This is a genomic window from Bradyrhizobium lupini, from assembly GCF_040939785.1.
Classification (GTDB): Bacteria; Pseudomonadota; Alphaproteobacteria; order Rhizobiales; family Xanthobacteraceae; genus Bradyrhizobium; species Bradyrhizobium canariense_D.
Genome location: NZ_CP162553.1, coordinates 6,620,018 through 6,638,416, shown reverse-complemented (window position 1 = coordinate 6,638,416; position 18,399 = coordinate 6,620,018). Strand labels below are relative to the sequence as shown.

Sequence of the window (18,399 nt, the reverse complement as noted above, 5' to 3'; positions counted from 1 at the left end):
GGGAACGGTAATGCCGCTTTACAAGGGGCGAAAGAGGCCTTTTCCACGCCCTTATTGGTTCGGGACTTCCTTGATCACCGGCCCTCGCGGCACGGGCGCGGCAGGGGCCGCCGGCGCCGCAGCCCCGGCCGGCTCGGTCTTCGCAGGTTTGGGCGGCTTGCCGTACTGGCCGATCGGCCCAAAGACGACGGCGACCGCAAGCACGATCGCCGCGACGATCGCGCCCAAAATGCCCCCCACCGACTCAGACGACATGGAAACCCATCCCTGTTCCAGATGCGCCCAGTGATACCATGGATGAGCGCGCTGCCGGAAGGGCTTGCCGGACGCACCGGTTCAATGGGCTATTTCTGCGGCGGCTTGTGCTTGACGAAGGCCGCCACGATGTCCTTCTGCGCCGCCTCCACCGCCCTGTTCGCGGTCGCGAGATGGGCGCCGGCATCAATATCCGGATATTGCGTGGTGAGATAATCGAGCAGTGCCACCCGGTAGTATTGTCGCTCCGACGGACAGGCTCCGGCGACGGAGCGGCCAAAATCCTGTTTCGACAGGCCCTGATTGCCGACGCGCGAATATTCCCGCGCCAGGCAATGCCAATAATCGTCGCGGCCCTGCGTGGCGAGCTTCTGCGCACCCTTGGCATCGTCATCGTCGGCCATAACTAAAGATATCATGGCAGCAGATGTCATCATGACGAGCGCCGCTCCCACCATCAGCATCCGCATCTTGTTCTCCTTTTTTCGCAGATCCTATCGCGAGCTTAGACGGGACGTCGCAACTGGCCAATCACAACTGGTTTGATTAGGATGGAGGCCCTCCTCCCGCATCCGAGATCCTCCCGTGGCCAAAGCAAAAACCGCGTCCAAAAAATCCGGCAACATCTTCATCGGCATCGGCGGCTGGACCTTCGAGCCATGGCGTGGGGTGTTCTATCCGGAGAAGCTCACGCAAGCCAAGGAGCTGTCCTACGCCGCCTCGAAGCTGACCTCGATCGAGATCAACGGGACTTATTACGGCTCGCAGAAACCGGAGAGCTTTCGCAAATGGGCGAGCGAGGTGCCTGATGGTTTCGTGTTCTCGGTGAAGGGGCCGCGCTTCGCCACCAACCGGCGCGTGCTGGCCGAGGCCGGGGATTCCATCAAGCGTTTCTATGATTCCGGCGTGCTGGAACTCGGCGATCATCTTGGGCCAGTGCTGTGGCAGTTTGCGCCGACCAAAAAATTCGACGGCGCCGATTTCGGAAAATTCCTCGAGCTGTTACCGCGCAAGCTCGAGGGACGCGCGCTGCGCCACGTCGTCGAGGTCCGTCACGACAGTTTCTGCACGTCGGATTTCGTCGCGCTGATCCGCGAATTCGAGACGCCCGTCGTGTTCGCCGAGCACGGCAAATATCCGGCGATCGCCGACGTCGCCGGCGATTTCGTCTATGCGCGACTGCAGAAGGGCAATGACGAGATCAAGACCTGCTATCCGCCGAAGCAGCTCGATGCCTGGGCCAAGCGCTTTCAGGACTGGGCCGAGGGAAGCGAACCCGACGACCTGCCGAAGGTCGACAAGGCCAAGCCGAAGAAGGAACCGCGCGACGTGTTCGCCTATGTCATCCACGAGGGCAAGGTGCGCGCGCCGGCCGGCGCGATGGAACTGATCGCACGGGTGAGCTGAGGTATTTCGCTAAAGGTGTCTCATGGCAAAGGCAAAAAAGCTCTTCACCATCGGCTATGAGCAGACGCCGCCGAAGGCAGTGCTCGACGAGCTGGAGCAATCCGGCGTCAAGCTCGTCGTCGACGTGCGCGCGGTGACGTCATCGCGCCGGCCCGGCTTTTCCAAGAGGCAGCTCGCCGCAGGCCTCGATGAACGCGGCATCGCCTATGTCCATCTGGCAGCGCTCGGCACGCCCAAGGAAGGCCGCCTCGCCGCCCGCAGCGGGCAATACGATGTACTGGAGAAGGTTTTCTCAAAGCACCTGAAGACGCCGGAGGCCAGGGAGCAGATGGACGAGCTCTCGGCGCTGGTGAAGAAAGCCGGTCCCGTCTGCCTGCTTTGCTACGAGCGCGACCACACCCATTGCCACCGCCAGATGATCGCGGAGATCATCGAGGAGCGCGATGGGGTAACGGTGAAGAATTTGGCGGGACGGCAGGCCTGAACGACTCTCTCCGTCATGGCCGGGCCTGTCCCGGCCATCCACGCCCTTGCCACACAGCACGAAGAACGTGGATGCCCGGGCTTTCGCGTCGCCGAAGCGGCTTCGGCCGCGCAGGCGGGACAAGCCCGGGCATGACGATGGAATAGAGAGCTAACCCTCCCCATCAAGCCTCAACGTCCCTTCCATCATCTGCACGCAGCTGCCGCCGACATGGGCGGAGACGATCTTGCCGTCCTGCTTGCGCACGCGCGTCTGCAGGATGCTGGGCCGGCCCATGTCAAAGCCCTGGCCGACCGTGAGCCTCAACTCGCCGTCGCGCCTGGGATCGAGATCGGCGAACAGCGCGGCGGCTGCGACGGTTGCGCTGCCGGTCGCGGGATCCTCGGTGAGGCCGCTGGCGCCGCGCATGAACATGCGCGCCTGGCGCTCACATGGCGCCTCCGCTGCGGGCACGTCACGGGTATAAAACCACACCGAGCGGGCGCCATCGCGTGGCAATATCTTGCCATAGGCCGCGGCATCCGGCCGGGCCCGCTTCAGCGCCTCGCGCGAATGCAGCTCCATCACGAGAAACGCGTTTCCGACGGTGACGACGTGCGCTGCGTGGTTGTCGGTCTTGATGTCATCCGCGCCGAGCGAGATGCAACTCGCGGCTTCAGCAGGTGACAGTGGCGCATACCGCGCCAGCGGCTGCGGCGCGGTCAGCTCCGTTCTGACCACCCGGCCCTGCTCCCGCACGATCTCGACCGGCACGAGCCCCGCCTTCTCCTCGAACAGCAGGCGCGGTTTCGGCTCCTTCGCCAGCGACGCCAGCACGAAGGCTGTGCCGACATTGGGATGACCGGCAAAGGCGATCTCCAACACCGGCGTGAAGATGCGCACTTCGGCGTCGTTGGCCTTATCGCGCGGCGGCAGTACGAAGGTCGTCTCCGAATAGTTGAACTCGGTCGCGATCGCCTGCATCTGCTGCGTGGAGAGCCCGCCGGCATCCAGCACCACGGCGAGCTGGTTGCCTCCGAAGGCGCGGTCGGTGAACACGTCGACGGTGATGTAGCGGCGCTGCATCTTCGCTTCCTCTTCACGCAAGCGCAGCCGCGGTCGGCTGCATCGCCGGCACTCTACAAGCCGGCGACATCGCCCGTCATGCCCCAAAATAGAGTGCAATCGGAGCAATCGCGGAAGACGGAAAAGCGGCAGAGCGAACGTGGCGATGCGAGCACTTGCGCGCGTTCACTCTGATCGACGATCAGCCCATCGATAAATCGCCGGTTCTTCGCGTAGCTTTGCGCCTTCTCGAACTGCGTGTGCGGCCAGTCGCTGCCCCAGAGCAGTCGATCGAGGCCGTACGCGTTGCGCAGCAGCGGGTAGGCCGTCTTCGCAAAATCTTCGCCGGCCGCGCCGTTGCGATACGGCGCCGAATCTACTCGGCCTCCAGCGCGAGATCCCGCGCAGTCCGCCATCAGCGTTCGCGACGCCGGGCTGGCGGACTTCACCGGCCCGGCTTCGTCTCTGCCGCGAGTTAGTACGCGGACGCCGTGTTGGGCAGGCAAGGCGGCTGTGCGTAAGGCGCAGAGGCATACGCGCCTGCTGCCGGAGCCCTGACGCAGTCGGTCGCCACGTGAGTTGCGGCGCGGCGCGGCACGCTGTCCCGCGCCGATGCGGCCTGGCTTTGGGTGACAGCGGCGGCGATCAGGGCGGCTGCAACAAAGATCGATCGAGTCATTGGCTTCTCCGGGTGACAAAGGGGAAGCTGAGATTTTCGGCTTCCACCGTGCAAGACCCAAAAGCTACCAAGGATATTTCATCACGCGCCTTCAACGAAACGCGAGCCGCTTCAACGAAACGCGACTCACAAGTGAAGGCGCAGGCGGCGGCCCTCACCCCAGTTGAAACACCGCCACCTTCTGCTCATAGCCGCGCACCTCGACCTCCCCAAGCGACACCGCATCGTCGCCGTCCTCGCCTAGCGCCTCGCGGACCGCCGCCGAGATCAAGAGCTGCGAGCCGAACTCCTTGTTCAGCGCCTCCAGCCGGGAGGCGAAGTTCACGGTGTCTCCGATCACCGTGTATTCCTTGCGCCGGGGCGAGCCGATATTGCCGGCGACGACCTCGCCGAAATGGATGCCGATTCCGATTCTGAGCGGCCAGCTCGTCTGCGCGTTGATGCGCGCCATCGCGGTCAGCATCTCGCGGCCCGCGGCGACCGCGCGGTGCGCGGCGTCGGAGGTCTCCAGCGGCGCGCCGAACAGGGCCAGAAAGCCGTCGCCCAAAAACTTGTTCACGATGCCCCCCTCGCGGTCGAGAATGTCGACCAGGACGGCGAAGGCGCCGTCGAGCCGGTCGACCACCTCCTGCGGGGTGCGCGACTGCGCGCCGGCGGTGAAGCCGCGGAAATCGACGAACATCACGGCGACGCGGCGGAGGTCGCCGGCGGCGCTCGTCCCCGCCGCCATCAGCCGCTCCACCACCTGTGGCGACACGTGCTGACCGAACAGGTTGGTCACCCGGTCGCGCGCGGTCGCTGCGGCAATGCTTGCGGCGAACTGGCGGCGGAGCTGCGCACCGACCGCGCCTGCAAGCACGCCGCAGATCAGGATGATGGTGCTTCGCACCGCGTGGAAATAGATCTGCGGCTCGCCGCTCCCGCTGGCGAAATCGAAGATCAGCGCCACAGCGAGCAACTCACCCGCAGCGACGAAGCCGGTGAAGGTGGACAGCCAGAAGTCGAGCCGCAGGGTCGAGAGGATGACGAAAATGAAATAGATCAGCGGCACGACGAAGCCGAGCGCCTGGCTCGCGCCCATGCTGCGGATCTGCAGGATCAGGATGACGGTCGGCAGCGAGGTCTCGATCAGCGCGCCGATATAGCGCCGGATCACCGGCAGATCGCGGTCGAGCTTGAGGTTTCGCCTGATCTGGCTGTGGACCCAGACCTCGAACAGGATGAAGCCGGTCAGGAGACCATAGACCTCGGCAAGCCCCTCCGTGCCCCGCCAGACCCGCTGCACCACGGAGGAATTGACGAGGTAGATCGCGGTGAGGAACACGACGATGACGCAGCCCGTCGTGATCAGCGCCCTCACTCGCACGAGCTCGGTGCGCAGCACCTCGCGCGTCAGCTCGCGCTCGAAGTCTTCGGACATCACGGCATGCTGCCGGGCCTTCCTGCTCGCAAAACTGACCATTCCGCCCCCTTGATTCCAGGGGCATCTTGCCTCAATCCAGCGTGCGGCGGAAGCGCGTCACGGCGATGGTCATGGCGAGCAGCATCAGGACCGCCAGCGCCAACGCGTCGAAACGCAAATTTTGCATGCTCGCACCCTTCAGCATGATGGCGCGGACGATGCGCAAATAATGCGTCAGCGGCAGGCACTCACCGACATATTGCGCCCAGGCCGGCATCCCGGCAAATGGGAACATGAAGCCGGATAGCAAGATGCTCGGCAGGAAGAACATCATCGACATCTGCATCGCCTGGAGCTGGTTCTGCACCAGCGTCGAGATCGTGTACCCGATCGCCAGATTGGTCGTGATGAAGAGCGTCGAGAGCAGCGCCAGCAGGAACAGATTTCCGAGCACCGGCACACCAAACAGGCCGACCCCGATGCCAATGATGAGGAACGCCTGCACGAACCCGACCAGCACGTAGGGAATGATCTTGCCGAACATCACCTCGACCGGCTTGATCGGCATCGACAGCAGGCTCTCCATCGTGCCGCGCTCGACCTCGCGCGTGACCGAGAGCGCGGTGAAGATCAGCATGGTCATGGTCAGGATGGTGCCGACGAGGCCCGGCACGATGTTGAGGCTCGACGCGGCGGCGGGGTTGTAGCGGGCGTGCGCGCGGATCTCGAACGGCATCTCCGGGGGATCTCCGATGTAGAGATCGTGCTTGAGTGCGGTCTGCACGACCATGCCGAGCGAGCCGATTGCCGCGCTCGCCGCCACTGGATCGGTGGCGTCAGCCGCGACCAGCAGCGCCGGCTTATCGCTGCGCCGCACTGCCCGCTCGAAGCCGCGCGGGATCTCGACGCCGAACAGAACCTTGCCGGATTTCAGGAGATTGTCGAAATCTTCGACGTCGTGGACTTCATAGAGAAAGCGGAAATAGGCGGTGTTCTCCAGCGCCTTCAGGATCGAGCGTGCGAGATCGGAATCCTCCTGAAGCAGCACCGCGCTCGGCAGATTGTGCGGCGTGGTGTTGATGGCATAGCCGAACAAGAGCAGCTGCATCACAGGCAGCATCACGATCATCGCAAATGACACGCGGTCGCGCTTGAGCTGGATGAACTCCTTGATCAGCATCGCATAGGAGCGCCTCCAGAAGCCGAAGCGCTCCCGGATCGCGTGCTGGGGTTCAGGATGATCGACCGCGCTCATTGGAAATTGTCCTTGGAACGGCTCATCAATTCGATAAACACGTCTTCCAGTGACGGCGATGATTTGTGCCAATGCAGTTCGCTTTTTTCGCGCCACGGCGCGATGCTGGCCTCGAGCGCGGCGACGTCGCGGCCGGAGACGTGCAGCGACGTGCCGAACGGCGCCACCATGCCGATTCCCGGCTTGCCGGTAAGCGCAGCCGTAAGCTCGTTCAGGTCCTCGCCCGTCACGGTGTAGGTCGTCAACGCGGATTTCGCGATCACCTCGTCCACGGTGCCATGCACGAGCAGATGGCCATAGGCGATATAAGCGATCTCGTGACAGCGCTCGGCCTCGTCCATGTAGTGGGTCGAGACCAGCACGGTGAGACCGTCGGCCGCGAGTGCATGAATCTCGTTCCAGAAATCGCGCCGCGCTTTGGGATCGACGCCGGCGGTCGGCTCGTCGAGCAGCAGCAGTTTCGGACTGGGCAATGTGCAGGCACCTAGCGCCAACCGCTGCTTCCAGCCGCCGGAGAGCTCGCCCGCGAGCTGTTCCTCGCGCCCCGAGAGCCCGATCCGCTTGATCATGTCGCGCGCGGCGCCGCGCGCGTCGGCAAGGCCATAGAGCCGCGCGACGAATTCGAGATCTCGCGCACCGACAGGTCCTGATACAGGCTGAACCGCTGGGTCATGTAGCCGACCTGGCGCTTGATCTTTTCGGCGTCCTTCAGGATGTCGTAGCCGAGGCAGGTGCCCTCGCCGCTGTCGGGTGTGAGCAGGCCGCAGAGGATGCGAATGGTCGTCGTCTTGCCGGAGCCGTTCGGCCCGAGGAAGCCGTAGATCGAGCCGCGCTTCACCTGCATCGACAGATCGTGCACGACCTCCCGGCCGCCGAACGACTTGGTCAGGCCCTTGACGTCGATCGCGATGCCATTGCCGCTCATCGTTTGTCCGCCACCGGAGTTTTTGGATTGAGATAGACGTCGATCGGCTGTCCGACGCGCAAGGCGTCGGGACGCGAAGGCCGCGCCTGAATCAGATAGACGAGCTTGTTGCGCTCCTCGAGGCTGTAAATGACAGGCGGCGTGTATTCGGCCGAGGTTGCGATGAAATAGATCTTTGCGGTGAGATCGGCGGCGCAATTGTCGCACGCGATCCGCACCGTATCGCCGATCGCAAGCTTCGGCAGCTCGGTCTCCGGCACGAAGAAGCGCAGCTTCATGTTTCCGGGCGGCATGATCGAGAGCACCGGCCGCTGGGCCGCCACCATCTCGCCCTCGCGAAAATAGATCTGCTGGATGGTGCCGGCGACTGGCGCAAAGCCCTTGCGCCGCGCCATCCGCGTCTCCGAGGTCGCCACCCGCGCCTCGGCGACGCGCAAGGCGGAGACGGCCGAGTCGAGATTGGCCTGCGTGCCCGAGCCGGTCTTGCTCAGCGAAGCCGCGCGATCGTAGGTTTGCTGCGCATTCGCCAGCGTCGCCTTGTTCTGGTTGAGATCGGCAAGCTGGAGATCGTCGTCGACGGAATAGAGGTGATCGCCGACCTTGACCTGATCGCCCTCGCGGACGTTGAGCTTCGTCACGCGACCCGCCTCGTCTGGGCTAACGAAGATCATGTCAGCCTCGACCCAGCCCTGGAAGCCGGGATCACGCTTGTCTTTGCAGCCGGCAAGCCCGGTCGCGAGGACCGCGATCAATGCGAGTACAGAAATTGCTTGCGACGACCTCATGTCGTGCTCCGTTCGCCAAAAATCAAATCGAGATGAACGCGCAGCATGTCCTGCGCGTCGAGCGGCGCGTGCCGCGCAAACAGGCTCTGCCAGATCACCGCGATCATCGCGGGTGCGACCAGGATCTGCGGATAGTGCGCCAGGTTCTTCTGGCGGATCTCGCCGCGGGCGATGCCGAGCTCGATCAGGGCGCGCATGGCGGAGATGCCGCGCGAGACGACCTCGCGGTAGTAGAAGTCGGCCACGGAGGGAAACCGCGGCCCCTCGGCCACGATCAGGCGCACGAGATCGCCGCGCCTGGTGCCGATGACCTCCTTCAGGAAGTTACTCGCAAACGCCTCGACCAGATCGCGCACCGAGCCCGCCGGTGGCGGCAATGCCGTCAACCGGGTCACGACAGGCACGATCACCGTCCGGACCAGCTCCTCGAACATCGATTCCTTGTCCTTGAAGTGCAGGTAGATGGTGCCCTTGGCGACACCCGCACGCTTCGCGATGTCGTCGAGCCGCGTCGCGGCAAAGCCCCGCGCGATGAATTCCTCCATCGCGGCATCCACGATCGCCGCGCGCCGCTCCGCCGCGCGCGTGGCACGGCTCGACGCGGGCACCGCGTCCTCGCCAGCGTGTGAATTGGCCTTCGCGTTCGCGCGAGCTGCGGGCGGCGTGGCGGCTTTGGCGGGTTTCCTGGTCATCTATCTGGTATGACTGACCAGTCAGTCATAGTCAAGACAGCGCTGCGGACCCAATCTGGTCCACAAATTAGTATTGACTAATTCATTAGCGACGGCTAATCTAATTCTATGATCGAAGCCGCCCCAAATCCCGTTACCACCGTCATGCGCGCGCTCGCGGACCCGACGCGACGCGCCGTCTTCGAACGCGTGTTCGAGAGCACGGAGATCAGCGTCGCTGAACTCACGCGGGGAAGTGGCGTGACGCAAGGCGCGATCTCGCAACATTTGAAGTCCCTCAAGCAGGCCGGCCTCGTCGCCGAGCGTGCCGAGGGCCGCAACGTCTATTACCGTGCCGCGCCGCAAGGCCTCGAACCGCTGGTCTCCTGGATGGACCATTACGGCGTGTTCTGGCGCGAGCGCTTCCAGAACCTGCGTGACCTCTTGAAGGAGATCGACCCGTGAGTGCTGTTGAATTGAAAGCCGAGACAAAAGACATCGTCATCGACGAGGTGCTCCCTCATGCGCCGGAGACGATCTGGAAGGCGCTGACCAGCGCCCAGCTGATCGCGCGCTGGCTGATGCCGCCGACCGGTTTCGAGGCCGTCGAAGGCAACACTTTCACCTACCAGACCACGCCGGGCGGCGCATGGGATGGTGTCATCCATTGCCGGGTCCTGGAAGTCATGCCGAACCGCCGCCTCGTCTACGCCTGGAAGGGCGGCGATGAGCGCAACATTGGCTACGGCGCGCCGCTCGACACCGTCGTGACGTGGTCCCTCACCCCGGTCGAGGACGGCACGCGGATCCGTCTGGTTCATGCGGGCTTCGTCTTGCCCAGGAACGAATCGGCCTACACGGGCATGAGCGGCGGCTGGAAGAAGGTCGTCCGCCAGCTCGACGAGATCAGCGGCGAAGACAAGTAAGGAGTAATCGCATGACCAAGCCCTATACCGGCGGCTGCGCCTGCGGCGCGATCCGCTATTCGATTGCCGGTGAGCCGCTGTTCAGCAATCACTGCCAGTGCCGGGACTGCCAGCGCGAAAGCGGCAGCGCCCACGGCTCGTACATGACATTCGCACGCGACGGCGTCACGGTGACGGGCGAGGCAAAGCATTGGGACATGGTCGCCAACAGCGGCAACGTGAAGACGCGCGGTTTCTGCACACAGTGCGGCGTGCCTGTGTACATGACCTTCGCGGCACAGCCCGACGTCTTCACGATCCGCGCCGCAAGCCTCGACGAGCCCGCCCGCTACAAGCCGCAGGCGGTCACTTTCGCCGCGCGCGGACATCACTGGGATCGTCTTGACCCTGACCTGCCCAAATTCGCGGGCATGCCGCCGGGGTGAGGCATCGCAGGTGGAAGCGCGCGCAAGACCGCGCGCGTTCACGTCAACTATGAAACTTCAACCCGTCGACGATCTTGTCGATCACCTTGCGCTCCGCGCGCATCGCGAGACCGACGAGATCGAGATCGGTGCGCGCCACTGCCCTCACCACCTCGCGGTTGGCCGCATCATGAGTGGTCTTGAACATGTCCTCGGTGTAGACCGCCGGCTTGACGTTGCGCGTCAGGGCCCGATCGAGCGCGCGCGTCAATGCGGGACCGTCGGCGCCATAGATCAGGATCGGCTGACCGATCAGCGCGTGATATTTCGTGCCCGACGCGTCCTCATAGGGCTCGCCGATGCATTCCGGAAAGGCCGCGGCGATGCCGCTGGTGAGGAAGGCCGCGACGTTGAGCTTCTGCCAGGCTTGAAGATCGGTACGAATCACGATGGCGATCTTGGTATCGAACTGCATGCAACTCCCGACTGTCATTCCGGATTCGATGCTACGCACGATCGGAATGACTGCAACAGGAATCAACCCTTGGCGTCGCAGGCCCAGGCGCGGATCACGCATTCCTTGCCGCCGTATTTGTAGCATTCGCGCGTGGCGGCATTGAGCGTGGTCGAGATCTTCGGCTTGACGGCATAGCCATAGGCGCCGCAGGGATTGGAAAGATCGACCGACATCGCGGCGCAGGCGCGCTTCATCGTCACGGTCGTGCAATCGCCCTTGCACTGCTTCTGCGCCGCCGCACGGGCTTCGTGCTCGGCGCCATAATCAAAGGCCTGGCCGTAAGCGCCGCACTTGCCGACCGCAAATGCACCGGCGGCATGCGCATCCGTGATATGGCGAGCGCCCGCGATGCAGACGGACAGCGCAAAGAAAAACATCGCGCAACGGCGCGCGACGACGTTCGAAGCCATGGAAAAACCCCTCCCCCCAAGGCAGGTGAAGGTGACTGTAAGCGGCGGTTGTTTCCAGATGGTGAACGGGGCGTTGAATTGAGGCCTGGGCGGCGCGGTAGGTGGGCAAAGCGACGCGTGCCTACCAATCAAACACCACCGTGTCGAGGGATGGTGGGCACGGCGCTGCGCGCCTTTGCCTACCCTACGAACCGCTATCCCCGCCGTGCCGCTTCCAATGCCTGCGGCGTGTCGATGTCGAGGAAGGCGCTCTCGCCGTCGACCGGCACTTCGGCAACGGCCTCGGTGTGCTTGGCGATCAGATGGCGCGCGCCGACATCGCCGTCGAGCGTCATCAACTCCTTGAAGAAGCGGCGCGACCACAGCACAGGGTTGCCGCGGCGACCTTCGCTGACGGGCACGACGATGAGATTGCCGCGGTCCGGTGCGAACGCGTCGATGAGACGATCGATCAGGCCGGCGTCGATCAGCGGCATGTCGCCGAGGCAGACCACGGCGCCGTCGGACGTCTCGGGAACGGCCGCGATGCCCGCCTTGACCGAGCTTGCGATGCCGCCGGCAAAATCCGGATTTTTGACGAAACGCACCTTCAGGCCCTGCAAGGCTTGTTCGATCAGCTCGGTCTGATGGCCGGTGACGACGATCACCTCGGACGCCTTGGAGGCCAGCGCCTGCTCGGTCGCTATTCGCACCAGCTTCTTGCCATCGAGCTCGGCCAGTAGCTTGTTCGGCCCACCCATCCGGGTCGAGCGGCCTGCTGCGAGCACGATGACCGCGACCTGGTTGTTGCCCTCGATCTCCGGTTTTGCGCGCGGCTGCGGGCGCGTGACGATCTCCATCAGGAGGCCGCCAACACCCATGCCCATCAGCTCGGACCGCGTCACCTTGATGCCCGCGAGCAGCCGCATCAGCACCCAGTCAAAGCCGTTCTCGACCGGCGAGCGCGCGCAGCCGGGCGCGCCCAGCACCGGCACGGCGCCGGCCCGGGCAATCAGCAGCAGGTTGCCGGGATCCACCGGCATGCCGAAATGCTCGATCTCGCCGCCGATGCCGGTCACGGCCGCAGGGATCACGTCGCGGCGGTCGGCGATCGCGGATGCACCGAACACGATCACGAGCTCGGCGCCAAGTCCCAGCAGTTCCTTGATCGCAGCCGACAGCGCCTGCTCCTCATGCGGAACCCGCCGCTCCGCGATGATGCCGGCTCCGGCTGGCGCCAGCCGCTCGGCGGTGACCCGCAACGTCTTGTCGATCACCTTGGAGGACAGGCCGGGCAGCAGCGTCGAGACCACGCCGACGCGCTTGATGACGTAAGGCGCGATCTTCAGAACGTCGCGACCCGCGGCCTTCACCGCGGCATCACGCAAGTTTCCTTTGACGCCGAACGGGATGATCTTGACGGTGCCGACCATCTCGCCCTCGACCACCGGCTTGTAGGCGGAGAGCGTGGCAAAGGTAATGGCCTCGTCGATATTGTTGATGCGGTCCACCGCGGCGCGATCGATCACCAGCACGCCTGGCTGCGCGGCGAACAGATTGGCCCGGCCGGTGAAGGCGCGCTCGACATGGATGCCCTCGCCGCCGACCGCGAGCGCGATGCTGGCGGCAGCGATGTCCTCGGAGACATCGCCCTCCTCCATCCGCACCACCACAACGTCCTTGATGCCGGCGCGCTCCAGCGCCTCGACCTCGGCCGGGCCGATCGTCGTGCCCTTTTTCAGCACCAGCGGTCCCTGGCGCAGGGTGTGGACGGTCACCCCGCCGATCGCATCCCTGGGACTCGCCGGGCCGAACTTCATGCGGCTTCTTCTTTTTCTTTGGGCGGCAGGCGAAGCACCGCCGTGATCTCGGCCATGATCGAGACCGCGATCTCGGACGGCGAGACCGCGCCGATCGCAAGCCCGATCGGCGCGTGAATGCGCGCGATGTCAGCCTCCTTGGCGCCTTGCGCCCGCAGCCGGGCGCCGCGCTTGGCGTGCGTCTTCCGCGATCCGAGCGCGCCGATATAGAAGCAGTTGCGCTCGAAGGCGTGCAGCAGCGCGGGATCGTCGATCTTGGGATCGTGCGTTACCGCGACGAAGGCCGTGTAGGCGTCGACGTTGAGCAGCGGCAGCGCCGTGTCGGGCCATTCCGCGACCAGTGGAACGTCGGGGAAGCGCTCGGGGCTCGCAAAGGCCGTGCGCGGATCGACCACGGTGACGTCGTAGCCGAGCGAGCGCGCCAGCGGTGCCAGGGCCTGGCTGATATGGACGGCGCCGACGATGACGAGCTTTGCGGTCGGCGCATAGACGTTGAGGAAAAGCTTCTTGCCGCCGGCTTCGACGCTGGCGCTTTTGCCCATGCGAAGCTGCTTGTCGAGCTCGGCGCCTAATGGATCCTTGGCAAAATCCTTGGCCTTCACCAGGCGCTGCTCACCACTCTCGGTGTCGGTGATCAAAATCACCGCGCGGCGCGCGGCGCGCTCGGTATTGAGTTCGTGCAGGATCTCGAGCTTCACGGCTAGCCGACTTTCTCGACGAAGACGCGGATGGTGCCGCCGCAGGACAGCCCGACATTCCAGGCAGTCTCGTCGGCAACCCCAAACTCCAGCATCCTGGGCTTGCCGCTCTGGATCACATCCATGGCCTCCGTGACCACGGCGCCCTCGACGCAGCCGCCGGAGACGGACCCCAGGAACGTGCCCTCGTCGTTGATGACTAGGCTCGAGCCCGCCGGACGCGGTGCCGAGCCCCAGGTCTCGACCACGGTGGCGAGCGCGACGCCACGGCCGGCCTTCTGCCAGTCCTCCGCCGCCTTCAGAATATCCTCGTCGCGATCGAGCATGGCTACCTCTCAGGCTGCGGAGCGGATCAAGCTGCGGTGATGCGGCGGCAGCGGCCGGGAGAGCGTGGTGATCAGCTCCTGGATCGAGCTCAAATTATGTACCGGACGGAATTCGTCAACGTGCGGCAGCATCATTTTGATGCCCTGGGCCTTGGCCTCGAAGCCGCCAAACCGCAGCAGCGGGTTGAGCCAGATCAGCCGCCGGCAGGAACGGTGCAGCCGGTCCATCTCGAAGGCGAGCTTGGAATCGGCTTCCCGCTCCAGCCCGTCGGAGATCAGCAGCACGATGGCGCCCTGGCTCAGCACGCGCCGCGCCCACAATTTGTTGAAATTGTGCAGGGAGGCCGAGATCCGCGTGCCGCCGGCCCAGTCCTCGACCGAGGCCGAGCAGCTCGCCAGCGCCTCGTCGGGGTCGCGCTGGCGCAGCGCCCGGGTCACGTTGGTGAGGCGAGTGCCGAACAGGAACACCGAGACACGTTTTCGCGCGTCCCCTATGGCATGCAGGAAATGCAGGAACAGGCGGGTGTACTCGCTCATCGAACCCGAGATGTCGAGCAGCGCGACGATCGGCGCCGGTTTCTCGATCCGCCCGAGGCGATGGATGTCGATGATGTCGCCACCGGTGCGCAAGGACGCGCGTAAGGTGCGGCGCAAATCGAGACGAAGCCCGCGCGCATCAGGCCGGTGCCGGCGCGTCAATAGCTCGGCCTGCGGCAGCCGCATCCGCTCGACAGCGCGGAGCGCTTCGGTGATCTCGGCCGCGCTCATCTGAGCGAAATCCTTCTTCTGAAGGATTTCCTTGTCGGAGAACGACAGGCGCAAATCCTGCTCCTGGTGCTGCGGCGTCTCCGTCATGCGCGGCTGCGACATCGCCTCCTGGACGCGGCGGGAGCCGGCCTGCGGCTTCTTCTTGGCCTGCTCCGGCAGCGGCACCGAATCCAGCATGTGCTTCCACTCTTCCGACGCCCGGAAGAACAGGTTGAAGGCCTGTTTGAAGATCAGCGCATGCTCGTGGCGCTTGACGAAGATCGCCTCCAGGGTGGTGAAGACGTCGGCGCGGTGGCCGATGTCGATCACCTCAAGCGCGCTCATGGCATCGATGACCGCACCCGGCCCGACCGGCATGCCGGCCGAACGCAGCGCGCGGGCGAAGCCCACGATGTTGTCGGCGAACTGCTCGGTCTGCTCAGGCGCAAGGTGGTTGATGGCCATGGTCTTTCCTCGCTCCGTCATTCCGGCGCGTCGCGAAGCGACGAACCCGGAATCCAGAGATTGTGGCGCGAGATTCTCAGGTGCGCAATTGCGCACCAGAGTTCACGCTCCCGCGCGCCCCGGAATGACAAGTTACTCGCTCGTCGCGTCCTTCAGCACCTTCTGCAAGGTGTCGCCCTGCATCCGCGTGATGTCGTCCTGGTATTTGAGCAGCGCGCCCAGCGTGTCGCCGACCACTTGCGGGGTCAGCGAGCGGGCGTCGAGCTCCGACAGCGCAGTGGCCCAGTCGATGGTCTCGGCAACGCCCGGCGATTTGTAGAAATCCTGATTGCGCAGCGCCTGGACGAAGCGCACGACCTGCTGCGACAGTTTCGCGGAGATGCCCGGCACGCGCGACTTGACGATCGCGAGCTCGCGATCGGCGTCGGGATAATCGACCCAGTGATAGAGACAGCGCCGCTTCAGCGCGTCATGGATCTCGCGGGTACGGTTGGAGGTGATGATCACGATCGGCGGATGCGGCGCCTTCACGGTGCCGAATTCGGGAATCGTCACCTGGAAGTCGCTGAGGATTTCGAGCAGATATGCCTCGAACGCCTCGTCGGCGCGGTCGAGCTCGTCGATCAAGAGCACCGGCGGTCCCGCAACGTCGGGCTCCAGCGCCTGCAGCAGCGGCCGCTTGATCATGTAGCGGTCGGCGAAGATATCGGAGGAGAGCTGATCGCGATCGGTGTCGCCGGCGGCTTCCGCCATCCGGATCGCGATCATCTGCGCGGCGCTATTCCATTCGTAGACCGCCGAGGAAACGTCGAGGCCTTCGTAACACTGCAGGCGGATCAGCTTCCGCCCCAAGGCCGCCGACAGCACTTTTGCGATCTCGGTCTTGCCGACGCCGGCTTCGCCTTCCAGAAACAGCGGCCGGCCCATGCGCAGCGACAGATAGGTCACCGTGGCCAGCGATCGCTCGGCGAGATAGCCGCGCGACGTCAGGAGTTCGAGCATCGAATCGACCGATGCCGGCAATACAACTGAAGTATTGGCACCGGACGTATTGGCCGCTGAGGTCATGAAAAAGCCAGTCTCGCTACGCCCTCACCGGGGACAAGTTTGGGCCGAGGCGTGAGGATCACTCATTCCTTGGCGTTGGCGGCGTCGAGGGCGCGCCGCGTCAGCACGCCGATAAGATGCGCGCGGTATTCGGCGCTGCCATGGATGTCGCTGTTGAGGCCGTCCGCGGGCACCTCGATGCCGTCAAGCGCCTTCGCGGCGAAGCGCTTCTTCAGGGCTTCCTCGAACGCGGTGACACGGAACACGCCTTCGGAGCCGGCGCCGGTGACCGCGACCCGCACGTCGGAGGGACGCCGCGCCACGAACACGCCGACCAGCGCGTAACGCGAGGCCTGGTTGCGGAACTTGATATAGGCCGCCTTCTTCGGCAGCGGGAACATCACCTTGGTGATGATCTCGTCGGCTTCGAGCGCCGTCGTGAACAGGCCCTGGAAAAACTCCTCCGCCTTGAGGCGGCGCTTGTTGGTGACGATGGTGGCGCCGAGCGCAAGCACGGCAGCCGGATAGTCCGCTGTCGGGTCGTTGTTGGCGAGCGAGCCGCCGATCGTGCCCTTGTGGCGCACGGCGGGATCGCCGATCTGGCCGGCCAGGTTCGCGAGCGCCGGGATCGCCTCGCCGACGATGGCGGAGCTTGCGACCTCGGCATGCCTGGCGGTGGCACCGATCACGAGCGCGCGGCCCTTCATCTCGATCGTGTTGAGCCCATCGATATGGGAGAGGTCGACCAGATGCGGCGGGCTGGCGAGGCGCTGCTTCATGACGGGAATCAGCGTGTGGCCGCCGGCGATCACCTTGGCATCTTCGTTCTTCACCAGGAGGTTGGCGGCCTGCCGAACGGTCCCGGGGCGATGGTATTTGAAATCGTACATCTGAATGTCCTGATCGCAGAGTGCGCGCGAGGTTTACGCGAGATCGGATTTCGCCATCGCCTTGGCGCCGGCGGAGATCGAGGTGACGATGTTCTGGTAGCCGGTGCAGCGGCAGAGATTGCCTTCCAGCTCCTCGCGGATGGTGTGGTCGTCGAGCTCGTTGCCCTTGCGATGGACGATGTCGATCGCGGTCATGATCATGCCGGGCGTGCAGAAGCCGCACTGCAGGCCATGGTGTTCGCGGAAGGCCTCCTGCATCGGATGCAGCGGCGCGCCGTCGGCGGCCAGGCCCTCGATCGTCTTGACCTCGTGGCCATCGGCCATCACGGCGAGCGTGGTGCAGGACTTCACGGCCTTGCCGTCCAGATGCACGACGCAAGCGCCGCACTGCGAGGTGTCGCAGCCGACATGGGTGCCGGTGAGCCGCAGATTCTCGCGCAGGAACTGCACCAGCAGGGTGCGGGGATCGACGTTGGCCGTGACAGGATTGCCGTTCACGATGAGGGAGATTTTTGCCATAAACACTCTCTATCAGCGCCCCGACGGGTCCCGTCGAAGCGGTTCTTATATTTATTCCAACCCATCATATGGGCCATTATGCCCCGGGGCAACATCACCCGGAATGCAAGGCGCCATGACAAAACGCGATATGCCGAAAGGCGCAATGCTTGAGGTGTTGGCCTTCAGCCCTGTACCGCCTTGGCGAAGTTCGCGAAAAATTCGTCGGCCAGTTTCTTGGCGGCGCCGTTGATCAGGCGCTGGCCGAGCTGCGCCAACTTGCCGCCGATCTGCGCCTCGACCTCGTAGGACAAAAGCGTGCCGCCGTCCTTCTCCGCAAGCTTGACCACGGCGCCACCCTTGGCGAAGCCGGCCACCCCGCCCTCGCCTTCGCCGGAGATCTTGTAGCCGTTCGGCGGGTCGAGATCGGACAGTGTGACCTTGCCCTTGAAGCGCGCCGACACCGGACCGACCTTCATTTTCGCCGTCGCGCGAAAGCCGCCATCGTCGGTCTTCTCCAGCTCCTCGCAGCCGGGGATGCAGGCCTTCAGCACCTCGGCATCGTTGAGCTTGGCCCACACGGCCTCGCGCGGCGCCGCAAGCTGGACTTCGCCGTTCATCGTCATGGCCATTGGGTGCCTCCCGGGATACCGAACTTGGATCGCGCAACTATAATGCAGCTCAAGTACCGCACGGAGGCGGCAAAAGAAAGGGTGGCCCTCGGTCACGTGCAATGCATATTCGCAACTGCAAAAAGCTTGCGCC

The 18,399-nt window shown here is 64.5% G+C and carries 23 protein-coding genes and 1 pseudogene; 5 read left to right on the top strand and 19 right to left on the bottom strand.

Annotated features, from left to right (window positions below):
• Window positions 1-51 precede the first annotated feature (51 nt).
• A complete protein-coding gene (locus AB3L03_RS31635; RefSeq protein ID WP_368507666.1) occupies window positions 52-255 on the bottom strand; it encodes a hypothetical protein in 204 nt (67 codons plus the stop codon).
• An 89-nt stretch (window positions 256-344) separates the two neighbouring features.
• Complete coding sequence (locus tag AB3L03_RS31630; RefSeq protein WP_368507665.1) at window positions 345-725, bottom strand: hypothetical protein; 381 nt, start codon at window positions 723-725, stop codon at window positions 345-347.
• Between the two features lie 115 nt (window positions 726-840).
• Here AB3L03_RS31630 and AB3L03_RS31625 point away from each other — a divergent pair, with 115 nt between their 5' ends.
• Together AB3L03_RS31625 and AB3L03_RS31620 are read left to right on the top strand one after the other, a co-directional pair.
• Window positions 841-1,662, top strand: coding sequence for a DUF72 domain-containing protein (locus AB3L03_RS31625; RefSeq protein ID WP_085385045.1), 822 nt, complete (start codon window positions 841-843; stop codon window positions 1,660-1,662).
• 22 nt (window positions 1,663-1,684) lie between these two features.
• A complete protein-coding gene (locus AB3L03_RS31620; protein ID WP_018455600.1) occupies window positions 1,685-2,146 on the top strand; it encodes a DUF488 family protein in 462 nt (153 codons plus the stop codon).
• A gap of 150 nt (window positions 2,147-2,296) precedes the next feature.
• Here the strand turns inward: AB3L03_RS31620 and AB3L03_RS31615 are convergent, their stop codons facing one another.
• From AB3L03_RS31615 to AB3L03_RS31585, 7 genes and pseudogenes are all read right to left on the bottom strand, one after another.
• Entirely contained in the window at window positions 2,297-3,211 is a 915-nt protein-coding gene (locus AB3L03_RS31615) for a PhzF family phenazine biosynthesis protein (RefSeq protein ID WP_368507664.1), read from the bottom strand.
• A gap of 53 nt (window positions 3,212-3,264) precedes the next feature.
• Window positions 3,265-3,639, bottom strand: a complete 375-nt coding sequence (locus tag AB3L03_RS31610; RefSeq protein ID WP_368507663.1) for an amidohydrolase family protein — start codon at window positions 3,637-3,639, stop codon at window positions 3,265-3,267.
• Window positions 3,640-4,023: 384 nt separating this feature from the next.
• The gene (locus AB3L03_RS31605; RefSeq protein WP_368507662.1) at window positions 4,024-5,331 is read right to left on the bottom strand and encodes an adenylate/guanylate cyclase domain-containing protein; all 1,308 of its coding nucleotides are present in this window, start codon (window positions 5,329-5,331) and stop codon (window positions 4,024-4,026) included.
• A gap of 31 nt (window positions 5,332-5,362) precedes the next feature.
• The gene (locus AB3L03_RS31600; RefSeq protein WP_368507661.1) at window positions 5,363-6,526 is read right to left on the bottom strand and encodes an ABC transporter permease; all 1,164 of its coding nucleotides are present in this window, start codon (window positions 6,524-6,526) and stop codon (window positions 5,363-5,365) included.
• Window positions 6,523-7,451, bottom strand: a pseudogene (locus AB3L03_RS31595) (ABC transporter ATP-binding protein). The gene AB3L03_RS31600 and the pseudogene AB3L03_RS31595 overlap by 4 nt, the downstream one beginning before the upstream one ends.
• Window positions 7,448-8,236 (bottom strand): HlyD family secretion protein, encoded by a 789-nt coding sequence (locus tag AB3L03_RS31590; protein ID WP_026232982.1) that lies wholly within the window; start codon window positions 8,234-8,236, stop codon window positions 7,448-7,450. Before AB3L03_RS31590 ends, AB3L03_RS31595 begins: the two are co-directional and overlap by 4 nt.
• On the bottom strand, window positions 8,233-8,928 hold the full coding sequence (locus AB3L03_RS31585; protein WP_085351068.1) for a TetR/AcrR family transcriptional regulator: 696 nt from the start codon (window positions 8,926-8,928) through the stop codon (window positions 8,233-8,235). The genes AB3L03_RS31590 and AB3L03_RS31585 overlap by 4 nt, the downstream gene beginning before the upstream one ends.
• A gap of 108 nt (window positions 8,929-9,036) precedes the next feature.
• On the opposite strand from AB3L03_RS31585, the gene AB3L03_RS31580 reads away from it, so the two are divergent.
• The 3 genes from AB3L03_RS31580 to AB3L03_RS31570 are packed head-to-tail and all read left to right on the top strand — an operon-like array spanning window position 9,037 to window position 10,258.
• Entirely contained in the window at window positions 9,037-9,372 is a 336-nt protein-coding gene (locus tag AB3L03_RS31580) for a helix-turn-helix transcriptional regulator (RefSeq protein ID WP_085351067.1), read from the top strand.
• Window positions 9,369-9,833: an SRPBCC domain-containing protein gene (locus tag AB3L03_RS31575; protein WP_085351066.1), complete on the top strand. Its 465-nt coding sequence runs from the start codon at window positions 9,369-9,371 to the stop codon at window positions 9,831-9,833. Before AB3L03_RS31580 ends, AB3L03_RS31575 begins: the two co-directional genes overlap by 4 nt.
• An 11-nt stretch (window positions 9,834-9,844) precedes the next feature.
• A complete protein-coding gene (locus tag AB3L03_RS31570) occupies window positions 9,845-10,258 on the top strand; it encodes a GFA family protein (protein WP_018455590.1) in 414 nt (137 codons plus the stop codon).
• 43 nt (window positions 10,259-10,301) lie between these two features.
• Here AB3L03_RS31570 and AB3L03_RS31565 read toward each other — a convergent pair whose 3' ends face one another.
• From AB3L03_RS31565 to AB3L03_RS31520, 10 genes are all read right to left on the bottom strand, one after another.
• The gene (locus AB3L03_RS31565; RefSeq protein ID WP_204511632.1) at window positions 10,302-10,712 is read right to left on the bottom strand and encodes a DUF2000 family protein; all 411 of its coding nucleotides are present in this window, start codon (window positions 10,710-10,712) and stop codon (window positions 10,302-10,304) included.
• A gap of 62 nt (window positions 10,713-10,774) precedes the next feature.
• Window positions 10,775-11,164, bottom strand: coding sequence for a DUF4189 domain-containing protein (locus tag AB3L03_RS31560; RefSeq protein ID WP_018455588.1), 390 nt, complete (start codon window positions 11,162-11,164; stop codon window positions 10,775-10,777).
• Between the two features lie 194 nt (window positions 11,165-11,358).
• The gene (locus tag AB3L03_RS31555) at window positions 11,359-12,963 is read right to left on the bottom strand and encodes an NTP transferase domain-containing protein (protein ID WP_247455058.1); all 1,605 of its coding nucleotides are present in this window, start codon (window positions 12,961-12,963) and stop codon (window positions 11,359-11,361) included.
• A complete protein-coding gene (locus AB3L03_RS31550) occupies window positions 12,960-13,661 on the bottom strand; it encodes an XdhC family protein (protein ID WP_368507660.1) in 702 nt (233 codons plus the stop codon). The genes AB3L03_RS31555 and AB3L03_RS31550 overlap by 4 nt, the downstream gene beginning before the upstream one ends.
• Window positions 13,662-13,663: 2 nt before the next feature.
• On the bottom strand, window positions 13,664-13,987 hold the full coding sequence (locus AB3L03_RS31545; protein ID WP_007602422.1) for an XdhC family protein: 324 nt from the start codon (window positions 13,985-13,987) through the stop codon (window positions 13,664-13,666).
• Between the two features lie 9 nt (window positions 13,988-13,996).
• Window positions 13,997-15,199 (bottom strand): VWA domain-containing protein, encoded by a 1,203-nt coding sequence (locus AB3L03_RS31540; protein ID WP_204511635.1) that lies wholly within the window; start codon window positions 15,197-15,199, stop codon window positions 13,997-13,999.
• A 132-nt stretch (window positions 15,200-15,331) separates the two neighbouring features.
• Entirely contained in the window at window positions 15,332-16,267 is a 936-nt protein-coding gene (locus AB3L03_RS31535; protein WP_026232979.1) for a MoxR family ATPase, read from the bottom strand.
• Window positions 16,268-16,329: 62 nt separating this feature from the next.
• Window positions 16,330-17,136 carry a xanthine dehydrogenase family protein subunit M gene (locus AB3L03_RS31530; RefSeq protein ID WP_027518800.1) on the bottom strand — a complete coding sequence of 269 codons (807 nt, stop codon included), beginning with the start codon at window positions 17,134-17,136 and terminating at the stop codon, window positions 16,330-16,332.
• Between the two features lie 33 nt (window positions 17,137-17,169).
• Window positions 17,170-17,655, bottom strand: coding sequence for a (2Fe-2S)-binding protein (locus tag AB3L03_RS31525; RefSeq protein ID WP_007602418.1), 486 nt, complete (start codon window positions 17,653-17,655; stop codon window positions 17,170-17,172).
• A 164-nt stretch (window positions 17,656-17,819) separates the two neighbouring features.
• Complete coding sequence (locus AB3L03_RS31520; protein WP_018455582.1) at window positions 17,820-18,266, bottom strand: carbon monoxide dehydrogenase subunit G; 447 nt, start codon at window positions 18,264-18,266, stop codon at window positions 17,820-17,822.
• Window positions 18,267-18,399: the final 133 nt, after the last annotated feature.

What these genes read in the sequence shown, in the direction of transcription:
- AB3L03_RS31630 (WP_368507665.1), bottom strand. Translation starts at nt 725, where the DNA reads ATGCGGATGCTGATGGTGGGAGCGGCGCTCGTCATGATGACATCTGCT.
- AB3L03_RS31545 (WP_007602422.1), bottom strand. Translation starts at nt 13,987, where the DNA reads ATGCTCGATCGCGACGAGGATATTCTGAAGGCGGCGGAGGACTGGCAG.
- AB3L03_RS31535 (WP_026232979.1), bottom strand. Translation starts at nt 16,267, where the DNA reads ATGACCTCAGCGGCCAATACGTCCGGTGCCAATACTTCAGTTGTATTG.
- AB3L03_RS31555 (WP_247455058.1), bottom strand. Translation starts at nt 12,963, where the DNA reads ATGAAGTTCGGCCCGGCGAGTCCCAGGGATGCGATCGGCGGGGTGACC.
- AB3L03_RS31520 (WP_018455582.1), bottom strand. Translation starts at nt 18,266, where the DNA reads ATGGCCATGACGATGAACGGCGAAGTCCAGCTTGCGGCGCCGCGCGAG.
- AB3L03_RS31580 (WP_085351067.1), top strand. Translation starts at nt 9,037, where the DNA reads ATGATCGAAGCCGCCCCAAATCCCGTTACCACCGTCATGCGCGCGCTC.
- AB3L03_RS31585 (WP_085351068.1), bottom strand. Translation starts at nt 8,928, where the DNA reads ATGACCAGGAAACCCGCCAAAGCCGCCACGCCGCCCGCAGCTCGCGCG.
- AB3L03_RS31565 (WP_204511632.1), bottom strand. Translation starts at nt 10,712, where the DNA reads ATGCAGTTCGATACCAAGATCGCCATCGTGATTCGTACCGATCTTCAA.
- AB3L03_RS31530 (WP_027518800.1), bottom strand. Translation starts at nt 17,136, where the DNA reads ATGTACGATTTCAAATACCATCGCCCCGGGACCGTTCGGCAGGCCGCC.
- AB3L03_RS31540 (WP_204511635.1), bottom strand. Translation starts at nt 15,199, where the DNA reads ATGGCCATCAACCACCTTGCGCCTGAGCAGACCGAGCAGTTCGCCGAC.
- AB3L03_RS31615 (WP_368507664.1), bottom strand. Translation starts at nt 3,211, where the DNA reads ATGCAGCGCCGCTACATCACCGTCGACGTGTTCACCGACCGCGCCTTC.
- AB3L03_RS31560 (WP_018455588.1), bottom strand. Translation starts at nt 11,164, where the DNA reads ATGGCTTCGAACGTCGTCGCGCGCCGTTGCGCGATGTTTTTCTTTGCG.
- AB3L03_RS31525 (WP_007602418.1), bottom strand. Translation starts at nt 17,655, where the DNA reads ATGGCAAAAATCTCCCTCATCGTGAACGGCAATCCTGTCACGGCCAAC.
- AB3L03_RS31605 (WP_368507662.1), bottom strand. Translation starts at nt 5,331, where the DNA reads ATGGTCAGTTTTGCGAGCAGGAAGGCCCGGCAGCATGCCGTGATGTCC.
- AB3L03_RS31620 (WP_018455600.1), top strand. Translation starts at nt 1,685, where the DNA reads ATGGCAAAGGCAAAAAAGCTCTTCACCATCGGCTATGAGCAGACGCCG.
- AB3L03_RS31590 (WP_026232982.1), bottom strand. Translation starts at nt 8,236, where the DNA reads ATGAGGTCGTCGCAAGCAATTTCTGTACTCGCATTGATCGCGGTCCTC.
- AB3L03_RS31635 (WP_368507666.1), bottom strand. Translation starts at nt 255, where the DNA reads ATGTCGTCTGAGTCGGTGGGGGGCATTTTGGGCGCGATCGTCGCGGCG.
- AB3L03_RS31600 (WP_368507661.1), bottom strand. Translation starts at nt 6,526, where the DNA reads ATGAGCGCGGTCGATCATCCTGAACCCCAGCACGCGATCCGGGAGCGC.
- AB3L03_RS31570 (WP_018455590.1), top strand. Translation starts at nt 9,845, where the DNA reads ATGACCAAGCCCTATACCGGCGGCTGCGCCTGCGGCGCGATCCGCTAT.